This is a genomic window from Marinobacter sediminicola (assembly GCF_031157525.1).
In the GTDB taxonomy this organism is placed as follows: Bacteria; Pseudomonadota; Gammaproteobacteria; order Pseudomonadales; family Oleiphilaceae; genus Marinobacter; species Marinobacter sediminicola.
On sequence record NZ_JAVIXR010000010.1, the window covers coordinates 104,739 to 121,539 of the forward strand.

The 16,801-nt window shown below is 54.4% G+C and carries 17 protein-coding genes; 11 read left to right on the top strand and 6 right to left on the bottom strand.

What is annotated here, in order from left to right; genetic code table 11:
- Positions 1-4: 4 nt before the first annotated feature.
- The 11 genes from RG807_RS13920 (at position 5) to yjgA (ending at position 8,308) form a co-directional block, all read left to right on the top strand.
- On the top strand, positions 5-568 hold the full coding sequence (locus RG807_RS13920; RefSeq protein WP_309045425.1) for a KdsC family phosphatase: 564 nt from the start codon (positions 5-7) through the stop codon (positions 566-568).
- A 2-nt stretch (positions 569-570) separates the two neighbouring features.
- Entirely contained in the window at positions 571-1,191 is a 621-nt protein-coding gene (gene lptC, locus RG807_RS13925; RefSeq protein WP_309045426.1) for an LPS export ABC transporter periplasmic protein LptC, read from the top strand.
- Positions 1,175-1,711, top strand: a complete 537-nt coding sequence (lptA, locus tag RG807_RS13930) for a lipopolysaccharide transport periplasmic protein LptA (RefSeq protein WP_410802497.1) — start codon at positions 1,175-1,177, stop codon at positions 1,709-1,711. The genes lptC and lptA overlap by 17 nt, the downstream gene beginning before the upstream one ends.
- A gap of 27 nt (positions 1,712-1,738) precedes the next feature.
- Positions 1,739-2,464 (top strand): LPS export ABC transporter ATP-binding protein, encoded by a 726-nt coding sequence (lptB, locus tag RG807_RS13935; protein ID WP_298448245.1) that lies wholly within the window; start codon positions 1,739-1,741, stop codon positions 2,462-2,464.
- A gap of 174 nt (positions 2,465-2,638) precedes the next feature.
- Positions 2,639-4,174: an RNA polymerase factor sigma-54 gene (locus RG807_RS13940; protein ID WP_309045427.1), complete on the top strand. Its 1,536-nt coding sequence runs from the start codon at positions 2,639-2,641 to the stop codon at positions 4,172-4,174.
- A gap of 103 nt (positions 4,175-4,277) precedes the next feature.
- Complete coding sequence (gene hpf / locus RG807_RS13945) at positions 4,278-4,586, top strand: ribosome hibernation promoting factor (protein WP_200202516.1); 309 nt, start codon at positions 4,278-4,280, stop codon at positions 4,584-4,586.
- Between the two features lie 84 nt (positions 4,587-4,670).
- Positions 4,671-5,141, top strand: coding sequence for a PTS IIA-like nitrogen regulatory protein PtsN (gene ptsN / locus RG807_RS13950; RefSeq protein WP_309045428.1), 471 nt, complete (start codon positions 4,671-4,673; stop codon positions 5,139-5,141).
- Between the two features lie 29 nt (positions 5,142-5,170).
- On the top strand, positions 5,171-6,055 hold the full coding sequence (gene rapZ / locus RG807_RS13955) for an RNase adapter RapZ (protein WP_309045429.1): 885 nt from the start codon (positions 5,171-5,173) through the stop codon (positions 6,053-6,055).
- A gap of 6 nt (positions 6,056-6,061) precedes the next feature.
- Positions 6,062-6,331, top strand: coding sequence for an HPr family phosphocarrier protein (locus RG807_RS13960; RefSeq protein WP_309045430.1), 270 nt, complete (start codon positions 6,062-6,064; stop codon positions 6,329-6,331).
- Between the two features lie 68 nt (positions 6,332-6,399).
- Positions 6,400-7,761 (top strand): magnesium transporter, encoded by a 1,362-nt coding sequence (gene mgtE / locus RG807_RS13965; protein WP_298448251.1) that lies wholly within the window; start codon positions 6,400-6,402, stop codon positions 7,759-7,761.
- Between the two features lie 22 nt (positions 7,762-7,783).
- Entirely contained in the window at positions 7,784-8,308 is a 525-nt protein-coding gene (gene yjgA / locus RG807_RS13970) for a ribosome biogenesis factor YjgA (protein ID WP_309045431.1), read from the top strand.
- Positions 8,309-8,326: 18 nt separating this feature from the next.
- Here the strand turns inward: yjgA and RG807_RS13975 are convergent, their stop codons facing one another.
- The 6 genes from RG807_RS13975 to RG807_RS14000 are packed head-to-tail and all read right to left on the bottom strand — an operon-like array spanning position 8,327 to position 16,648.
- Positions 8,327-12,091 carry a YhdP family phospholipid transporter gene (locus RG807_RS13975; RefSeq protein ID WP_309045432.1) on the bottom strand — a complete coding sequence of 1,255 codons (3,765 nt, stop codon included), beginning with the start codon at positions 12,089-12,091 and terminating at the stop codon, positions 8,327-8,329.
- 37 nt (positions 12,092-12,128) lie between these two features.
- Positions 12,129-13,610: a ribonuclease G gene (gene rng, locus RG807_RS13980; protein WP_309045433.1), complete on the bottom strand. Its 1,482-nt coding sequence runs from the start codon at positions 13,608-13,610 to the stop codon at positions 12,129-12,131.
- Entirely contained in the window at positions 13,607-14,209 is a 603-nt protein-coding gene (locus tag RG807_RS13985; protein ID WP_298448257.1) for a Maf family protein, read from the bottom strand. The genes rng and RG807_RS13985 overlap by 4 nt, the downstream gene beginning before the upstream one ends.
- A gap of 2 nt (positions 14,210-14,211) precedes the next feature.
- Complete coding sequence (gene mreD, locus RG807_RS13990; RefSeq protein WP_309045434.1) at positions 14,212-14,688, bottom strand: rod shape-determining protein MreD; 477 nt, start codon at positions 14,686-14,688, stop codon at positions 14,212-14,214.
- On the bottom strand, positions 14,688-15,578 hold the full coding sequence (mreC, locus tag RG807_RS13995) for a rod shape-determining protein MreC (protein ID WP_309045449.1): 891 nt from the start codon (positions 15,576-15,578) through the stop codon (positions 14,688-14,690). Before mreC ends, mreD begins: the two co-directional genes overlap by 1 nt.
- A gap of 29 nt (positions 15,579-15,607) precedes the next feature.
- Complete coding sequence (locus RG807_RS14000) at positions 15,608-16,648, bottom strand: rod shape-determining protein (RefSeq protein ID WP_200202776.1); 1,041 nt, start codon at positions 16,646-16,648, stop codon at positions 15,608-15,610.
- Positions 16,649-16,801 lie beyond the last annotated feature (153 nt).

The following is a 16,801-nucleotide window of genomic DNA, read 5'->3' on the forward strand; positions in this document are numbered from 1 at the left end:
CATGATGAAAGAACTGCAAAGCCCACTGCAAAAGCTCTGGCCGGAATCCCTTCTGGTGAAGGCTGCGGGCATCAAGCTTGTTGCACTGGATGTTGATGGCATCATGAGTGATGGCAAAATCTACTTCAGTGCCAACGGCGATGAGCTCAAAGGATTCAATATTCTGGATGGACTGGGGCTGAAGCAGCTCATGGCTGCCGGGATCACTGTCGCCGTCATTACCGGGCGCTCTTCGCCACTGACTGAAAAGCGCATGCACGACCTGAAAATCCCGCACCTGATGCAAGGTCGTGAGGACAAAAAGATCGCACTTCAAGAGTTAGTCAGCACGCTGAACATAGAACCAAAAGCTATCGCCTACATGGGCGACGACCTGCCCGATTTACCCGCCATCCGTTTTTCGGGTTTGGGTGTAACGGTGCCCAACGGGTACTGGCTGGTAAAAGAGCATGCTGATTACTGCACCCAGGCTGCAGGAGGCCACGGCGCCGTACGGGAACTGTGCGATCTTCTACTGACCGCCAGGGGGCACTTGAACGCCACACTGACCCCTTACCTGGAGTCCTAACAATGGAGGAGAGCGCAAAAAGCAGTTTGCTCTCAAAACTGGCCTTGGCAAACAGGCCCCGGCTGCGCATGCTGGGGCTGGCAATAACCATTGCAGCCACTGCTTTTTTGCTATGGCAAAGTGACGAGCCCCCGCTAAGTAGCTACAGTGATGCTAGGCAGCTCCGCGGCGAATCAGAGCCTGACGGATTCGTGATTAACGGCAGTTACACCTCTTACGGTGAGGACGGGCAACGCAAAATCGTATTCACCAGCCCGCGGATCGAGCAGTTCGAAGAAGGCAACCTTGCCGCTATGGAATCGCCCAGCGCCGAACTGTTTGGCGCAACCGGAGAAGGCCCTTGGCTCCTGAATGCCGAGAATGGCACCCTGCGCCAGAACGATGATCTGCTTTATCTCTCCGGAAACGTTCGTGTTGTGCGAACGATAGGAGAACGGCAGGCAACGCTGAATACCGAAAGCCTCACCCTGGATAACAAACAGGGCATGGTTTATACCGATGACCCGGTTAAAATCACCGACACCCTTGGCACCACACAGGCCAAAGGCATGAAAGCGTGGATCGACGAGCGCATTCTGGAACTGAACTCCCAGGTAGAAGGACGCTATGAAACCGTTAAATAACACCCTGCGCAGGCTTCTGATCACCGCCGTGGCAGCAGGCCTTATGAACTCAGCGATGGCCTTTGATCTTGATTCTGATCAGCCCATCACCGTGAGCGCTGACAGCGCTCGCCTGGACGACGGCAAAGGCATTGCCACCTACACAGGTGCCGTTGAGCTGACTCAGGGGAAAACCCGGCTGTCCGCAGAGCGTGTAGTTCTCTATCGCAGTGCCGAAGGACTTAACCGCATCGAGGCCAGCGGCTCCCCTGCCCGCTATCAGCAGCCAGTAACCAGCGGTGAAGGTAAAACGGATGCTCAAGCCAAAAACATAACCTGGTCTGCCACGGACAAACAGCTCACCTTTGAACGGGAAGCCGTCATTGAGCAGAATGGCAACGTGTTTCGTGGCGACATTATTCATTACGATACTGAGCAACGAGTGGTCACGGCAGAAGGCGGCGAGGATACCGGAGCCGGCCCTGGGCGGGTCGAGATGGTTATCCAGCCCCGTGGCAACAGCACAGACTCCACCCAATAACAGCCGATTACAGTAGACAGGAATCCGATGGCAGTTCTCAGAGCGAGTAACCTGGCAAAAAGCTATAAGCAGAAAAAAGTAGTCATCGATGTGTCGCTGGAAATTCGCAGCGGCGAGATTGTTGGCCTGCTCGGGCCCAACGGAGCTGGCAAAACTACCTGTTTCTACATGATTGTCGGGCTGGTTAACGCGGATAATGGCCGTATCACCATCGACAGCCAGGACATCACCCCCCTGCCCATGCATGGCCGGGCGCGCAAAGGCATTGGGTACCTGCCCCAGGAGGCGTCTGTATTCCGCAAGCTGTCAGTGCGCGACAACATCATGGCGATTCTTGAAACCCGCAAGGGTCTGAGCCGAGCCGAGCGCCTGAGCAAGGTTGAACAGTTACTGGAAGAGTTCCACATTACCCACATTCGTGACAGCCTGGGGATGGCCCTTTCCGGCGGCGAACGGCGTCGGGTAGAAATTGCACGCGCTCTGGCCATGGAGCCCGCCTTCATCCTGCTGGATGAACCCTTTGCCGGGGTAGACCCCATTTCCGTCAGCGATATCAAACAGATTATTCGCCACCTAAGGGACAAGGGCATCGGCGTGCTGATCACCGATCACAACGTGCGCGAAACTCTGGATATCTGCGAGAACGCTTACATCGTTTCCGGCGGGCACATAATAGCTTCCGGTAATGCCGAAACCATCCTTGCCAATCAGCAGGTAAAAGAAGTTTATCTTGGCAATGAGTTCCGGCTGTAAGCTTTGTTTTCAGCATGGCGGCGCGCCCGCTCGATTGTGTTGCCGACCCGGAGCAAGTAAACTCGGCAGAGAACTTGCTAGGATAATCTTTTTTGGCGGCAAGTAGCCGTGACACAAAGAATTTTTAGCCGAAGCAAGAAATTTAGATCGGGTATAAGTGACGGATCCTGAGCGATGGTTATGAAAGCCTCATTACAATTAAAGCTGGGTCAGAGCCTGACAATGACGCCCCAGCTGCAACAGGCGATCAGGCTTTTACAGTTATCAACCCTCGACCTCCAGCAGGAAATCCAGCAAGCACTGGAATCCAATCCCTTGCTGGAATCCCAGGATGACGACGACCAGATTGATGCGCCTGCTGCGGATACCGAGCAGAGCCACGACGACACTTCGAACATTACCAGTTCAGAGACAGCCTCCGATTCGTCCAATTCTGATTGGGATGAAAGCGAGAACGGGCCAGACTGGCAAACTGAAAACGAAATCCCTGACGCAATCCCGGACGACCTTCCCGTCGATACCGCGTGGGACGATATCTATCAGTCCGCCCCTGCTCCTGCAGCGCGCAACGAAGACGAAAGCGACCACGATTTCGAGACCCGTAACTCCCCAAGTGAAACCCTTAGGGACCATCTTGAGTGGCAGTTGAACCTTACGCCCATGACGGAACGGGACCAGGCTATTGCTCACGCGCTTATGGACGCAGTAGACGAGCAAGGCTACCTCACAAGCCCTTTGGAAGAGATCTACAGCGGCCTGACGAACGATTCCGATGACGACCCTCTGGAGATGGACGAAGTAGAGGCCGTGCTACGCCGACTGCAGTTCTTCGATCCGCCTGGCGTTTTTGCCCGAGATCTCCAGGACTGCCTGCTGATCCAGCTAAATCAGTTGCCACCGGAAACACCCTGGCTTGCTCAGGCACGGTTGGTGATCACACATTATATAAACCTGCTGGGCAACCGTGACTACGCCCAGCTACTTCGCCGCAGTCGCCTTAAAGAGGACCAACTGCGCGATGTGTTGGCACTGATTACCAGCCTCAACCCGCGCCCGGGAGACATCATTGATCGCACCGAGCCGGACTATGTTATTCCCGACGTGATCGTGCGCAAACACAATGACCGCTGGCGCGTTGAACTGAATCCTGAAATTGCGCCGCGCATACGCGTGAATGCGAGCTATGCTTCATTAATAAAGCGGGCGGATAGTAGCGCAGATAACACCTACCTGCGCGACCAGCTTCAGGAGGCAAAGTGGTTCATCAAGAGTCTGCAAAGCCGAAACGAAACGCTGCTAAAGGTTGCAACCCGGATTGTTGAATACCAACAGGGTTTCCTGGACCATGGCGAAGAAGCGATGAAGCCGCTGATTCTTTCGGATATCGCCCAGCTTGTGGAAATGCACGAATCCACCATTTCCCGTGTGACCACGCAAAAATACATGCACACACCCCGGGGCGTTTTTGAACTGAAATATTTTTTCTCCAGCCATGTCAGCACCGACGAAGGCGGAGAGTGCTCATCAACGGCTATTCGAGCAATGATCAAAAAACTGATTGCTGCAGAAACACCGAAAAAGCCGTTGAGTGATAACAAGATTGCAGCCATGCTGGGAGAAGAAGGGATCAAAGTGGCGCGACGCACGGTTGCAAAATACCGCGAGGCCATGAACATTCCCCCCTCAAACGAACGCAAGCGGCTGGTGTAAATCTGGCGCGTCGAACAGTTTCAAGTGGTTTTCGCTGGTGCAGCCATGCGCCAGCACTCAGACCGGCTCCCAGAGCCGGAAAGAATGACAACAGGAGACGTCTATGCAACTCAACATTTCAGGCCGTCACGTAGAGCTGACTCCCGCTTTGAAAGACTATGTAGCCGAAAAGTTTGAACGACTCGAGCGGCACTTCGACCACATCAGCAACTGCCAGGTAACATTGGAAGTAGATAAGGTTCGGCAGATTGCAGATGCGACGCTCCACGTGGTTGGTGGTGAGATTCACGCAAAGGCGGAAAACGAGGACATGTACGCAGCCATCGACGGGCTCGTCGACAAGCTGGATCGACAGATCCTCAAGCACAAAGAAAAGACTGTAGACAGGATGCAGGGACACACCGCCCGCTAGGCGAGTGTTTTCAGGCATGTCATCTAATCAAGCTGCGGCGCGGTCTACGCGTCGCAGCTTTTTTCACGGAAGCGCGGTCGATTCATGAGCGACACATCCCTGACAATAGACAACATCCTTGTGCCGGAGCTGACCCTGTGCAATGTGCCCGCATCAAGCAAAAAGCGGGTGCTGGAGACCATTGCCGAGCAGATTCGCGAGCACAATGATTCGGTCAACGAAAGTCAGATCTTCAACAATCTGATTGCCCGAGAGCGGCTTGGGAGCACCGGAATAGGCCAGGGGATAGCCATCCCCCATTGCCGTCTCGAAGGCCTTGAACAGGTTATCGGTGTGCTGATGACCCTGGAAGAAGCCGTCGAATTTGACGCAATAGACAACCAGCCGGTGGACCTTCTGTTTGCACTGATCGTGCCCAAAGAAGCTACCAGCGAGCATCTTGAGCTGCTTAGCCAACTCGCCGAGAAATTTAACGAACGCTCATTCTGCGACGCTCTCAGGCAGTGCGAAGATGCGCACACACTTTTCCAACGCATGACAGCCACCAGTGGCTGATATCCACCCGGGCAACAGGTTATTTCACTATGAAGCTGATCATCGTCAGTGGCCGGTCAGGTTCCGGCAAGAGTACCGCTCTGCACGTATTGGAAGACCTGGGATACTACTGCATTGATAACCTGCCTATCGGGCTTTTGTTCCCCCTGACACGAGAAGCGGCAAACCAGACGGCGCCGGGCAGGCTCGACAAAATGGCAGTCAGTATTGATGCCCGCAACCTTTCGGGTGAGCTGGCCAATTTCGAGGAGATCCATCGCAAGCTCCGCAGAGATGAGATCCAGGTTGAAGTGATCTACCTGGATGCGGATGAACAGTCTCTCCTGCAACGGTTTCATGCCACCCGGCGCAAGCATCCCCTGAGCGACGACAAGACGTCTCTGAGAGAAGCCATCAGCAACGAAAAAGAACTGCTTGAACCTCTCTCAAAGCTTGCAGATTTGCACATCAACACCAAAGGGCTGTCGATGTATGAGTTGCGGGATATGGTGAAGCAGCGGATTGCCGGGCGCAAAGATCAGGAGCTTGCACTGCTGTTCCAGTCTTTCGGATTCAAGCACGGTGTGCCATTGGACTCTGACTATGTATTCGATGTGCGCTGCCTGCCCAACCCCTACTGGGATCACAGCCTGCGCAAGTTTACCGGCCTAGATCAGCCTGTTATCGAGTTTCTTGAGGCCGAGCCTGCCAGCACGAAAATGGTTAACGATTTGATCGGGTTTCTGGAGAGCTGGATCCCGTCCTTTGCTGACAGCAACCGTAGCTACATGACCATTTCCATTGGCTGTACCGGCGGCCAACACCGCTCAGTGTATATCTGCGAACAGCTGGGACGGCACTTCCGCGAAACTTGCAGCAACGTGCAAGTACGCCACGCCGAGCTGCCGCATCTGCAGGCCCGGAAAGAGGTCTGACCTGCTGTGATACGCCATCCCATTGTTATCATTAACAAGCTTGGCCTGCACGCCCGGGCCACGGCAAAGCTGGTGGCCACGGCCTCGCAGTTCGACAGCTCCGTGAGAATCTGTGGCAAAGGACGCGAAGTGGACGCAAAAAACATCATGCATGTGATGATGCTCGCCGCCAGTAAAGGCACAGAAGTTGAACTGGTGGCCGATGGCCCGGATGAAGATAAGGCCATTGAAGCCCTTTCAGAATTGATCAATGACTATTTTGGCGAAGGCGAATAACCCACTCTTTCTCACGTGTTTCGGCTAACTTCGTTATAATGCAGGCGTTTTCTGACTGCAGGTGATTCATGTCCGATATTCTGGAAAAAAGCCAGGCCCGCCAACGCTTACGCTCCCTGAGTGAAGCGCTGGACAGTGGTGCGCTGAAACAGGTTGCCCGCATTCTCAACGGCGGCCTGAGCCCCAGCGATATCGCGCACCTGCTTGAATCATCGCCGCCCCGCCAGCGTGCCCTGCTCTGGAATCTGGTAGACAAACAGCTCGAAGGCGATGTTCTCCAGTACCTTAACGAAGACATCCGTGCCGAATACCTGAGCCGACTCAACGCCCAGGAACTGGCGGATATCATCGAGGACTTCGAGTCCGACGATCTCGCCGACCTTCTGCAGCAATTACCGGATAAGGTGATCCAGGAAGTTCTGGACACCATGGACGAACAGGATCGGCAACGGGTTGAGGAAGTCCTTTCCTACCCGGAAGACACCGCCGGCGGCCTGATGAACACGGACACCATTACTGTCCGCCCTGATATCAGTATTGATGTGGTATTGCGGTATCTGCGGCGGCACCGTGCACTTCCGCCGATGACCGACAGCCTGATTGTTGTGAGCCGGCGCGATGAATTTATCGGAATGCTGCCCATTACCAAGATGCTTGTTTCCAACCAGGCAGCAACGGTTCGGGAGGTGATGGATACGGATATAGAACCCATCCCCGTCATGCTCTCGGATACCAAAGTTGCCACCTTGTTTGAGCGCTACGACCTGATTTCTGCACCGGTTGTGAACCAGGAGGGTCATCTTCTGGGCCGAATCACCATCGATGACGTGGTGGATGTTATCCGCGAAGATGCGGATCATTCACTGATGAGCATGGCCGGCCTGGATGATGATGAAGATACCTTTGCCCCAGTCTGGAAAACCACACGGCGCAGGGCGATCTGGCTGGGTGTTAACCTGATCACGGCCTTCATCGCTTCTGGCGTTATTGGTCTGTTTGAAGACACCATCGAAAAGGTGGTCGCATTGGCGGTGCTCATGCCCATTGTAGCGAGCATGGGCGGAATTGCTGGCAGCCAGACCCTCACTCTTGTGATCCGGGGTATGGCGGTTGGGCAAATCAGCGGCACCAATGTGGGCTGGTTGCTGAACCGGGAGTTTCTTTCCGGTATTCTCAACGGCATACTCTGGGCCGGCGTAGTAGCTGCCGCCGCAACTGCCTGGTTTCAGGATTTGTTAATAGGCGCCATCATTGCCGCCGCATTGATTATCAACCTGGTGGCCGCAGCGCTGGTAGGTACCGTATTACCGCTGTTCCTGAAATCCCGAAATATCGACCCGGCGCTGGCTGGCAGCGTTATACTGACAACCGTCACGGATGTGGTCGGTTTCATGTCATTTCTTGGCCTGGCGACTATTTTTTACGCGTGAACTGACAAATCTGGATGAAAACATGATCGACGACCACGACGACGAAGCGCCGCAATACTCGGGGCCGAGTAAATCCCAACTCAAACGGGAAATGCACGCGCTTCAGGGCATTGGAAAACGCATGCTCGACCTGAGCAACGAACAGCTTGATACCCTGACGATTAGCGATACCCTGAGACACGCCATTGAAGAATCGCGCAGGATCAAGCAGAACGAAGCCAAGCGCCGTCACCTGCAGTACATTGGCAAAATTATCCGGCAGGAAGATGACCCCGAGGCGGTTGAGCGAGCGATTGATGCCTTCGACTCGGGAAGTGAAGAGCATACACGCCGCCACCACCTGGCTGAGCGCTGGCGTGACCGGATGATTGCTGAGGGCGACTCGGTTGCAGGCGAATTCTTCAACTACTGTCCAGGTGCAGACATACAGCATTTGCGCAATCTTGTTCGCAATGCCCGTAAAGATCTGGAAAAACAGAAAAATACCGGGCAATCCCGCAAGCTGTTCCGTTACTTACGGGAATGCGTTGACGAAGCTGAAGCCTGATATTCGCAGCAGTTCAGGTTATTTACCTGTGTCAAATACGCTGCGCAAATCGATTTTAGGTTCATCCCAGGGGCCGGTCACATTGTAGGTGGCGCTGGTGAGCCTGCTGAGCGGGTCTCCCAGCACCTTATCCAGTACAAACAGAGCACCTCCAATAGGTGCGCCGGCACCCATCAGCAGGGCAGCCAGTGGCAGGTTCTGGGTGAGTGGCAGAACAACAACCAGGCGCATATCGAACACCTCTTCCTCCAGATTGGTGCTTCCACTGAGCTTGAACGCGCCAGATGGGCCAACCACCTGCATTTCCGGGTCCATTGTGAGCAAACCATCCTCCAGGCGAGCCTTGCCGGATACTGCATCAAAGGCTACACCACGCTTATACAGATCCGAAAAATCCAGCTTAAGCCTGCGCCACAGCGTATCGGAGTTGAGCAGATTGAATATCCTGAACACCTGCGCGCTGTTGTTGCTCTCCAAAATCACGCCATCATCGAGGCGAAGACTGACATTACCGCTGAGGCTTGCCAGATCAAACTCATCAGGACGCCCTGGCCAGTCCAGGTTCAGCTCAATGTTGGTCTGCTTGTTCGACAAAGGTACTTCAGTATCGAAAAGCTCACCCAGGTCCGCCAGCGCCCCACCGGTTACAGAACCAGTAAACTGACTGACTTCCCTATCATCAACCACGCTCCAGGTCATATCACCCGCTAGCGTGATGGATTTGAGGTGACCTTCGATACTGCGAATATTGAGTTTCTGGCGCTCAGGCCGCAACTGGAAAGACCAGCGCCCCAAGCTATCATTGTTGAGGCGCAGTTCAGATACTGCAATATCCACATCTGGCCACGCCTCCATGTCCATTGCCCGGAAGGCTTCAAGTTGCTGCTCTATAGTCAACAACTCCGGCGCTTCCCTGGCGGCAGTTTCGTCCCGAACCAGGTGCACCACGGCAAAATCTGCTGTGACCAGACTGTTATCATTCGGGATTTCAATTCGGCCAACGGCCCGTTCGGAATGGGTGCTCAAGACCCAGCGGTCTCCCAGATCAAATGCCTCCAACTCTATATTCTTCAGTATCTGATCCCCGAGGTAGAGCTCATCAAAGGTCAGTTCAATTCCGGAGTTTTTCCATAAAAGGTCAAAGGTCGCGCGATTCTCCCAGGTTCCAGAAATACCCAGACCTCGTTCATCCCCTGTATGTATCTCGGCTAGCAAAGGTGCTATCTGCCCTGCCTTTTTGGAAAAAGGGCCAGGCCAATCGATAGTGAGCCCCTCGAGGCTGGAGCGAACCGTTACCCGTGGCGAGCTGCCCTCTGTGACATCCAACCGTGCAGAGTAACCAAAAGCACCTTTGAGCCCGTATCGGCTGCTACCGGCATCGCTACCACTCGGTTTTTGAGGATCTACAAGCTCGAACTGTCGAAACACGCTGAGTACAGGCAAGGTGCCCGTTTGCTCAATCCGCAGTGCCTGCGCTGCTCCCGGCTGACTGAATACAATCTTGGCCGGCTCATCCAGAAAGTGGGCCATCAGAGGCGTTTTCGAAAAGCCCTTTTCAGAATGGTAAGTCAGCCTACCGTTGATTCTGTCCCAGCGCAGATCGGTACCTGGATAGGCTACCGTGCCATTCTCCGTGCCAACCCTGGCCTCAACCACAGGTGCCACATTGTCTTTGAGAGGCAAGTCTATCGACAGATCAAGCTTGTAATCCCCACCATAGCTCAGCTTTGCTGCCTCGGGCCCGGCCATGGCGCCAAACGGGCTGTTGGTCATCCAGTAGCTGATGGCATCTGCCGGCACAGGTGCTGATACATCCACCCGCACCAGTGCACCTTCGGCCTCTGGAATCACGAAAACAGTGCTCGGATCAATTGCCAGGCCACCGGTGTTTCCCGCCTCAAGCATCACAAATGTATCGCCGTTCTGAATGTCGACCCGCCCGCGCGCGCCCGTTACCTCTGGCCACTGCTTATCGTAGCGAACGCTGGCGTTTTCAAACTCATACCACATGGAAGAAACAAACGAGCCGGAGGGGGCGTCACTACCGATCTGGCCGTGACCATAGTAGACGCCAGACAGTATATCCGCTTCAGTGATGGCCGTGGTTAACCACTCATAAAGCCCGGCATCCACGATCTTCTCAGGAACAAATGCAGCCAGCATAGAGGCGTCGCCATTCTCGACACTAACCCGGAGGCCGAGGTTGTCCTCACCTTTCTGGTCAAGCTTGAGATCGAAAGCTCCGCTCAGATGAGTATTGTCACCATAGGTCATGCGTATATCGTCTGAATAAACGCGGGTGACAGGCCCATCCAAACGCCAGGCTACGGTGGCGGAAAGCTCAGGCAAGGACCACTCACTGCTGAACAGTTCCGGAAAAGAGAGGGTCACCGGGCGTGCGCCCTCTCGAGCCCGAACATAGCCGGCATTCTGATCAACGTAAATAAACCCATTCACACCGCGCACATCTGGTGCGCCACCATAGGCGGCAGCACCAACGTCCCGAAGCCGAGCAGAGAATTCAAAGCTGTTGTCACCGCTCCCCGGAACTCTGATTGTCACACCATCCAAAAAGCCTACGGGGCGGTAGTCCTCCAATGCGTCGCTGGCGACCGGAGGCAACAGTGGCAGAGTGCTTGTCAGGCGTCGAAGCGGGCGCAGGGGCATGGCGTCTGCAGTGATGGTTATCCCTTGCGGCTCCGGAACCAACTTCAAACTGAATGGTGGTACCTGGTCGCCATTCCAGGTCCAGGCGAGCTGTTTGAGGTGCCACTCACCAATGGTCTCTGAACGGAGCCCACCCTCTTCAGGTGTAGCCATCACATCATGGTGCCGACGCCAGCCAAACCGTGCACTGATATCTTCCAGTGGGGCCAGCGATTCGCCGGCAACGCCGAGCTGCAGATAGGGTGTTCTCACGGTACCGCTGACCTGCTGAAGGACACCTTTGCGGAAGGTAAGCCAGGCTTCTCCTCCCAGGTCAAAGCCTTCAACACGGATGTCCCGCCACTGATACTCATCAATCAGCCCATCAAACAGGCGCCCGGAATCTACGTTGAGATAGAGTTGGCCACTGAAGTCGCCGCGGAAAAACTGTTTACCCACCAGGGTAAAGCTGGCCAACTGTTCAGTGGTTGCGGACCGCAAAGCGCGGCCAGATGCCCGAAACAATCCTTGCTGATACAGCAGATCAAGCTGGGGAATATCCAGAAACCGGAGCTGGCCCTGATTGTCGCGAATACCCAGGTTCACTCGGGTCACTTTAATGTAGGGGTCCGAAAGCCATTTCCCGGCAATTCTGAGCCAATCCCGGTAACGATTGTTCAGGGGCTCCGGAATATCAGCGCCCCGCACACCCACTTCACCGCTACGTTTTTGATTCAGCGTTAACTCGAGCCCGTCCGCTTCAAAGTCCTCGAAAACAATTCTGAAGCGCATCAATGAAGCAAGCGCATCAAAACGGATGGTCAAATGCTGCAAGCTCACAACCCGGTCCCCGGAATCCGGATTGGTGACTTCTATGTCTTGTGCGGTAAAAGAGGGATCGAGCCAAAACCAGCGCGATGACAGGCTACCAATACTCACATCGTGGCCAAGGCGGGCAGACAGCTCGTCGGAAAGCTCATCCCGGAAAGAATCCACGTTCTGGGTAAGCTGCCTCCCGATGCCGGCGTAGAGAGCCAACAGCACCAGAACAACCAGCAACAACCACCAAATTGCATTGGTAAGCAGTGCCATCAATCGGACAGGCTGGCTATCGGAGGAGGGCTTCCGGAGCTTCATCGCCTGCTACCCTCTATGCCGGTGTATCGCCCCGAAATCAGAGCAAAACGACATCGTACTGTTCCTGGCTATAAAACGGCTCTACCTGGAAACGGACAGTCTTGGCAATAAAGGTTTCGAGATCAGCCACGTTGTCAGATTCTTCATCAACAAGGCGATCAACCACACTCTGGGACGCCATCACCAAATAGCTTTCTGCATCGTAGGCCCGATTGATTCTCAGTATTTCCCTAAAAATCTCGAAACACACTGTTTCGCTGGTTTTCAGGAAGCCTCTACCATCGCAGATAGGACAAGGCTCGCAAAGAACCTGGCCGAGGCTCTCTGTGGTCCGTTTTCGGGTCATTTCCACCAGACCCAGCTCAGACACACCTGTGATCTTGGTTTTAGCGTGATCCCGCTCGAGCATTTTTTCCAACATCCGGTGAACCTGGCGCTGATGCTCAACATCTTCCATGTCGATAAAATCGATAATAATGATGCCGCCAAGGTTACGCAGACGCAGCTGGCGACTGATTGCCCGTGCTGCTTCCAGATTGGTCTTGAAAATGGTTTCTTCAAGATTACGGTGCCCCACGAAGGCACCGGTGTTGATGTCAATGGTGGTCATTGCCTCAGTCTGGTCAATGATCACATAGCCACCTGATTTGAGCTGCACTTTGCGGCTCAGTGCCTTCTGAATCTCATCCTCTACGGAGTAAAGATCAAAAATAGGCCGTTCTCCGGGGTAATACTCCACTTTATCGGCAAATTCGGTGACAAACTCATCAACAAACTCCATTACCCGCTGATGGCTCTCGCGACTGTCGATGCGGACTTTTTCAGTCTGAGGTCGAATCAGATCTCGGATGGTGCGGATGAACAGAGGCAGGTCCTTATAAACGGCCGCCGGCGCCTGCACTTTCTCAATCCGTTCATGGATAGACTGGCTAAGGTGGTGCAGATAATTCATATCTGCCAGCAGCTCGTCTTCGGATGCGGCTTCAGCTGCCGTGCGAATGATGTAGCCACCCTGAACATCCGGATGCATTTCAGCACCCTGCTCAACGATGGCCTTCAATCGGCTACGCTCCGTTTCATCCTCTATTCTCTGGGAAATACCCACATGGATGACCTCTGGCATGAACACCAGATACCGCGATGGTATGGAAAGCTGAGTGGTAAGCCGGGCACCTTTTGTGCCGATGGGGTCCTTGGTGACCTGAACAACCAGTGACTGGCCTTCGCGTAACAAGGTGCGAATATCAGGAACGGTTTTCGGCCCGTCGCCGGGCGCTGTTGTGTTGGCATGACTGGAGACCACATCAGAGGCATGGATAAAGGCAGCCCGCTCCAATCCTATGTCGACAAACGCCGCTTCCATCCCCGGAAGCACGCGCACAACCTTGCCTTTGTATATGTTACCGACAATACCTTTGCGGCTGGCACGCTCAATGTAGGCTTCCTGCAACATTCCGTTTTCAACCAGCGCGACCCGGGTTTCAACCGGTGTTACGTTGATCAGGATTTCTTCGCTCATGATTGGCTCTCCTGACTACTCATCCAGTGTTTCCAGACAGGGCCACCGGCATCCGCCAGCAAGGCAGCTGTTTCCTGCAGAGGCAAGCCAACAACCGCACTGTAACTCCCTTTGAGTTCCTTCACAAAAATACCACCCAGGCCCTGAATTCCATAACTTCCGGCCTTATCCATGGGCTCGCCTGAAGCTGCATAGGCTACAATTTCAGTCCTCGAGAGCACCCGGAAGCTAACCTCAGTGGTCACTAACCTGGAGTCACAACCATCATCCTTGGCCAACGCAATGCCTGTCATTACCTGATGAGTTTTGCCTGACAGCATAGCCAGCATGGCTTCAGCCTCGGCTTCATCTGCCGGTTTACCTAAAATGGCGCCATCCAGAACAACCGTTGTATCTGAGCCAAGAACCCACTTACCGGGAAAATGAGCAGAAACTGCGAGTGCTTTCTCCCGCGCAAGCCGCTCAACGTAATCGCCAGGGGCCTCAGACGTTCGTGGTGATTCGTCAATATGGGCTGGATGCACAGAAAATGGTACGCCAATCTGTGTGAGCAACTCCGAGCGGCGTGGCGATGCCGAGGCGAGAATAATCGACGTCATGGCTAACCCAGCTTCCTGTTAATGTTGTCCAGAAATATGCAGAACACTGGCCAGATCACGGCGCTGGTGAGTGCGGGCCAAAGATAACTGAAGCCGGCATCTTCGCCACCAAACATCTGCTTGAGAAAATGCACCAGCATCTGGTTGATCCCCAGCAGGAGAAAAACCATCACACACTGCTGTAGCACAGGGTACATCCGCAGCCGCTGGTGAATTGTCAGCACCAGAAACGCAGTCAACCCCATCCCCAGCGCGTTAACGCCCAATGGCGTCGCTTCCAGCACATCCAGCAGCAGCCCAAGGCACCATGCGAGCAAGACGCCAAATTGAGCCGGAGCACGGAAAGTCCAGTAAAACACAACCAGTCCCAACCACTCAGGGCGAAATTCAAACCAGCCCGTGGGGAAGAGAGAAATACTCAATACCAGTGATACGATCACGGACAACACAAATACCGGATAACTGATGACAGATAACATCAGCCTTGCCCCCCCTGACCCGCGTCAGCCGACGGTATGTCGGAAGGCATGTCGTCACCTGCTTCTGCCGGGTGTTCGCTTTTGGGCGGGAATACAACAAGCACCAGACGGCTCTGATTGAGTTGCGCCTTCGGGCGGGCCTGAATGGTAACAAACGGCTCCCCAGGCTCTTTTTTGATCAGGCTTACCTCCGCAACCGGATACCCTCTGGGGAAGCGCCCACCGAGTCCAGAGCTCACCAGAAGATCGCCTTCTCGAATGTCTGCTGTGTCTGGCACGTGAACCAGATCCAGGGTGCCTGAATCGCCAGTCCCCAGAAGAATAGCTCGAAGCCCATTGCGCACAACTTCAACAGGTACCGCATGACTACTGTCTGAGACAAGAAGCACGCGGGAGGCAATTTGGCTGGTCTGCACAACTTGCCCCATCAAGCCATGGGCATCCAATATGGCCTGCCCCACCTGCAAATCGTCACTTCGACCTTTATTGATAATAATTTCGTGGGAATAGGGATCTGGTGACACCCCGACTACTTCGCTGACGATCACCCGGTCATCGAGCAGTTCAGAAGAGTTCATCAAGCGGCGAAGTTCATTGTTTTCAGATGCCAGAGCGGCGTATTTGAGGGCCCTGCGCTCCAGGATAAGCAGACGGGCTTTCAGGTCTTCGTTTTCCTGTTTCACATCTTCTCGGGTGGTGAACAGGCCAGCCACCCAGTCACTGAACTGATAAGGAGCATTGCCCAGCCAATACACCGGCGTGAGCGCGGTTGCCAAGGTACTGCGAACGGGGGTAACACGGTCAAACTGCTGATCGGCGACGATCAACGCCGCCGATACAATAATAACGAGCAGGAGCCGAAGGCCTGGCACAGGCCCCTGAACAAAAATGGTTTTAATGGTGATCCCTCCCCAAAGGATTATCCCTCCTGGGAGAACATTCCAATGCCACCCCGATCAATAACTTCCAGCGCCTTGCCGCCACCACGGGCAACACAGGTCAGCGGATCTTCTGCAATGATTACCGGAAGCCCGGTTTCTTCACTGATCAGCTTGTCCAGCCCGCGCAGCAAGGCTCCACCACCGGTCAGCACAATGCCGCGCTCGGCAATATCAGAAGCCAGTTCCGGCGGGGACTGTTCCAGCGCGCTTTTAACTGTCTGTACAATCTGCGCCAGAGATTCCTGGAGGGCATCCAGAATTTCTTCACTGTTAAGGGTGAACGCACGGGGCACACCTTCGGCCAGATTGCGTCCGCGCACATCAATTTCGAGAATCTCGAGGCCTTCGTAGGCACACCCGATTTCGTGTTTGATGCGTTCTGCGGTGGTGTCACCAATCAGGCTGCCGTAATTACGGCGCACGTAGGTAACGATGGCTTCATCAAACTTGTCACCACCTACCCTGACAGAATCAGCATATACAATGCCATTCAAGGAGATAATGGCGATTTCTGAAGTACCCCCACCGATATCCACAATCATTGAGCCGCTGGCTTCTTCAACCGGCAGCCCTGCGCCTATGGCCGCTGCCATGGGCTCTTCAATCAGGAACACTTCCCGGGCACCTGCACCCAGAGCAGACTCACGGATGGCTTTACGTTCCACCTGAGTCGATTTACTGGGCACACACACCAAAACCCGCGGGCTTGGAGTGATAAAGCTGTTCTCATGCACCTTATGGATGAAGTGCTGGAGCATCTTTTCAGTCACCACGAAATCGGCAATGACGCCGTCTTTCATGGGGCGAATGGCGGTAATGTTGCCGGGTGTACGCCCCAGCATGCGCTTCGCTTCGGCACCAACAGCGGCAACCGTTTTCTGGGAGTTGGTGGTACGAATGGCTACTACGGACGGCTCGTTCAGCACAATCCCGCGGTCACGCACGAAAATAAGGGTGTTGGCGGTGCCCAGATCAATGGACAGGTCGCTGGAGAATAAGCCTCGGAGTCTTTTAATCAACATTCGTGTAGTTTCAACCTGAGAGTTGCGGTTGCAGAAAGATGCGGCAACTTTATCAGTGCCCCCCCGCGCAGGCAAGGCGCAGCCGGCCGCAAAGGCAAATGATATTGCTCCGGGCATGAAAAATTGGTCATGTGCGTGGAGAGTCAGCCA

Excerpts from the sequence above, each read along its gene's own strand:
- RG807_RS13975 (WP_309045432.1), bottom strand. The coding sequence starts at position 12,091 with ATGAAGCTCCGGAAGCCCTCCTCCGATAGCCAGCCTGTCCGATTGATG.
- rng (WP_309045433.1), bottom strand. The coding sequence starts at position 13,610 with ATGAGCGAAGAAATCCTGATCAACGTAACACCGGTTGAAACCCGGGTC.
- RG807_RS13940 (WP_309045427.1), top strand. The coding sequence starts at position 2,639 with ATGGTTATGAAAGCCTCATTACAATTAAAGCTGGGTCAGAGCCTGACA.
- RG807_RS13985 (WP_298448257.1), bottom strand. The coding sequence starts at position 14,209 with ATGACGTCGATTATTCTCGCCTCGGCATCGCCACGCCGCTCGGAGTTG.
- lptC (WP_309045426.1), top strand. The coding sequence starts at position 571 with ATGGAGGAGAGCGCAAAAAGCAGTTTGCTCTCAAAACTGGCCTTGGCA.
- lptA (WP_410802497.1), top strand. The coding sequence starts at position 1,175 with ATGAAACCGTTAAATAACACCCTGCGCAGGCTTCTGATCACCGCCGTG.
- mreD (WP_309045434.1), bottom strand. The coding sequence starts at position 14,688 with ATGTTATCTGTCATCAGTTATCCGGTATTTGTGTTGTCCGTGATCGTA.
- yjgA (WP_309045431.1), top strand. The coding sequence starts at position 7,784 with ATGATCGACGACCACGACGACGAAGCGCCGCAATACTCGGGGCCGAGT.
- ptsN (WP_309045428.1), top strand. The coding sequence starts at position 4,671 with ATGAGCGACACATCCCTGACAATAGACAACATCCTTGTGCCGGAGCTG.
- mgtE (WP_298448251.1), top strand. The coding sequence starts at position 6,400 with ATGTCCGATATTCTGGAAAAAAGCCAGGCCCGCCAACGCTTACGCTCC.
- RG807_RS13920 (WP_309045425.1), top strand. The coding sequence starts at position 5 with ATGAAAGAACTGCAAAGCCCACTGCAAAAGCTCTGGCCGGAATCCCTT.
- lptB (WP_298448245.1), top strand. The coding sequence starts at position 1,739 with ATGGCAGTTCTCAGAGCGAGTAACCTGGCAAAAAGCTATAAGCAGAAA.
- rapZ (WP_309045429.1), top strand. The coding sequence starts at position 5,171 with ATGAAGCTGATCATCGTCAGTGGCCGGTCAGGTTCCGGCAAGAGTACC.
- hpf (WP_200202516.1), top strand. The coding sequence starts at position 4,278 with ATGCAACTCAACATTTCAGGCCGTCACGTAGAGCTGACTCCCGCTTTG.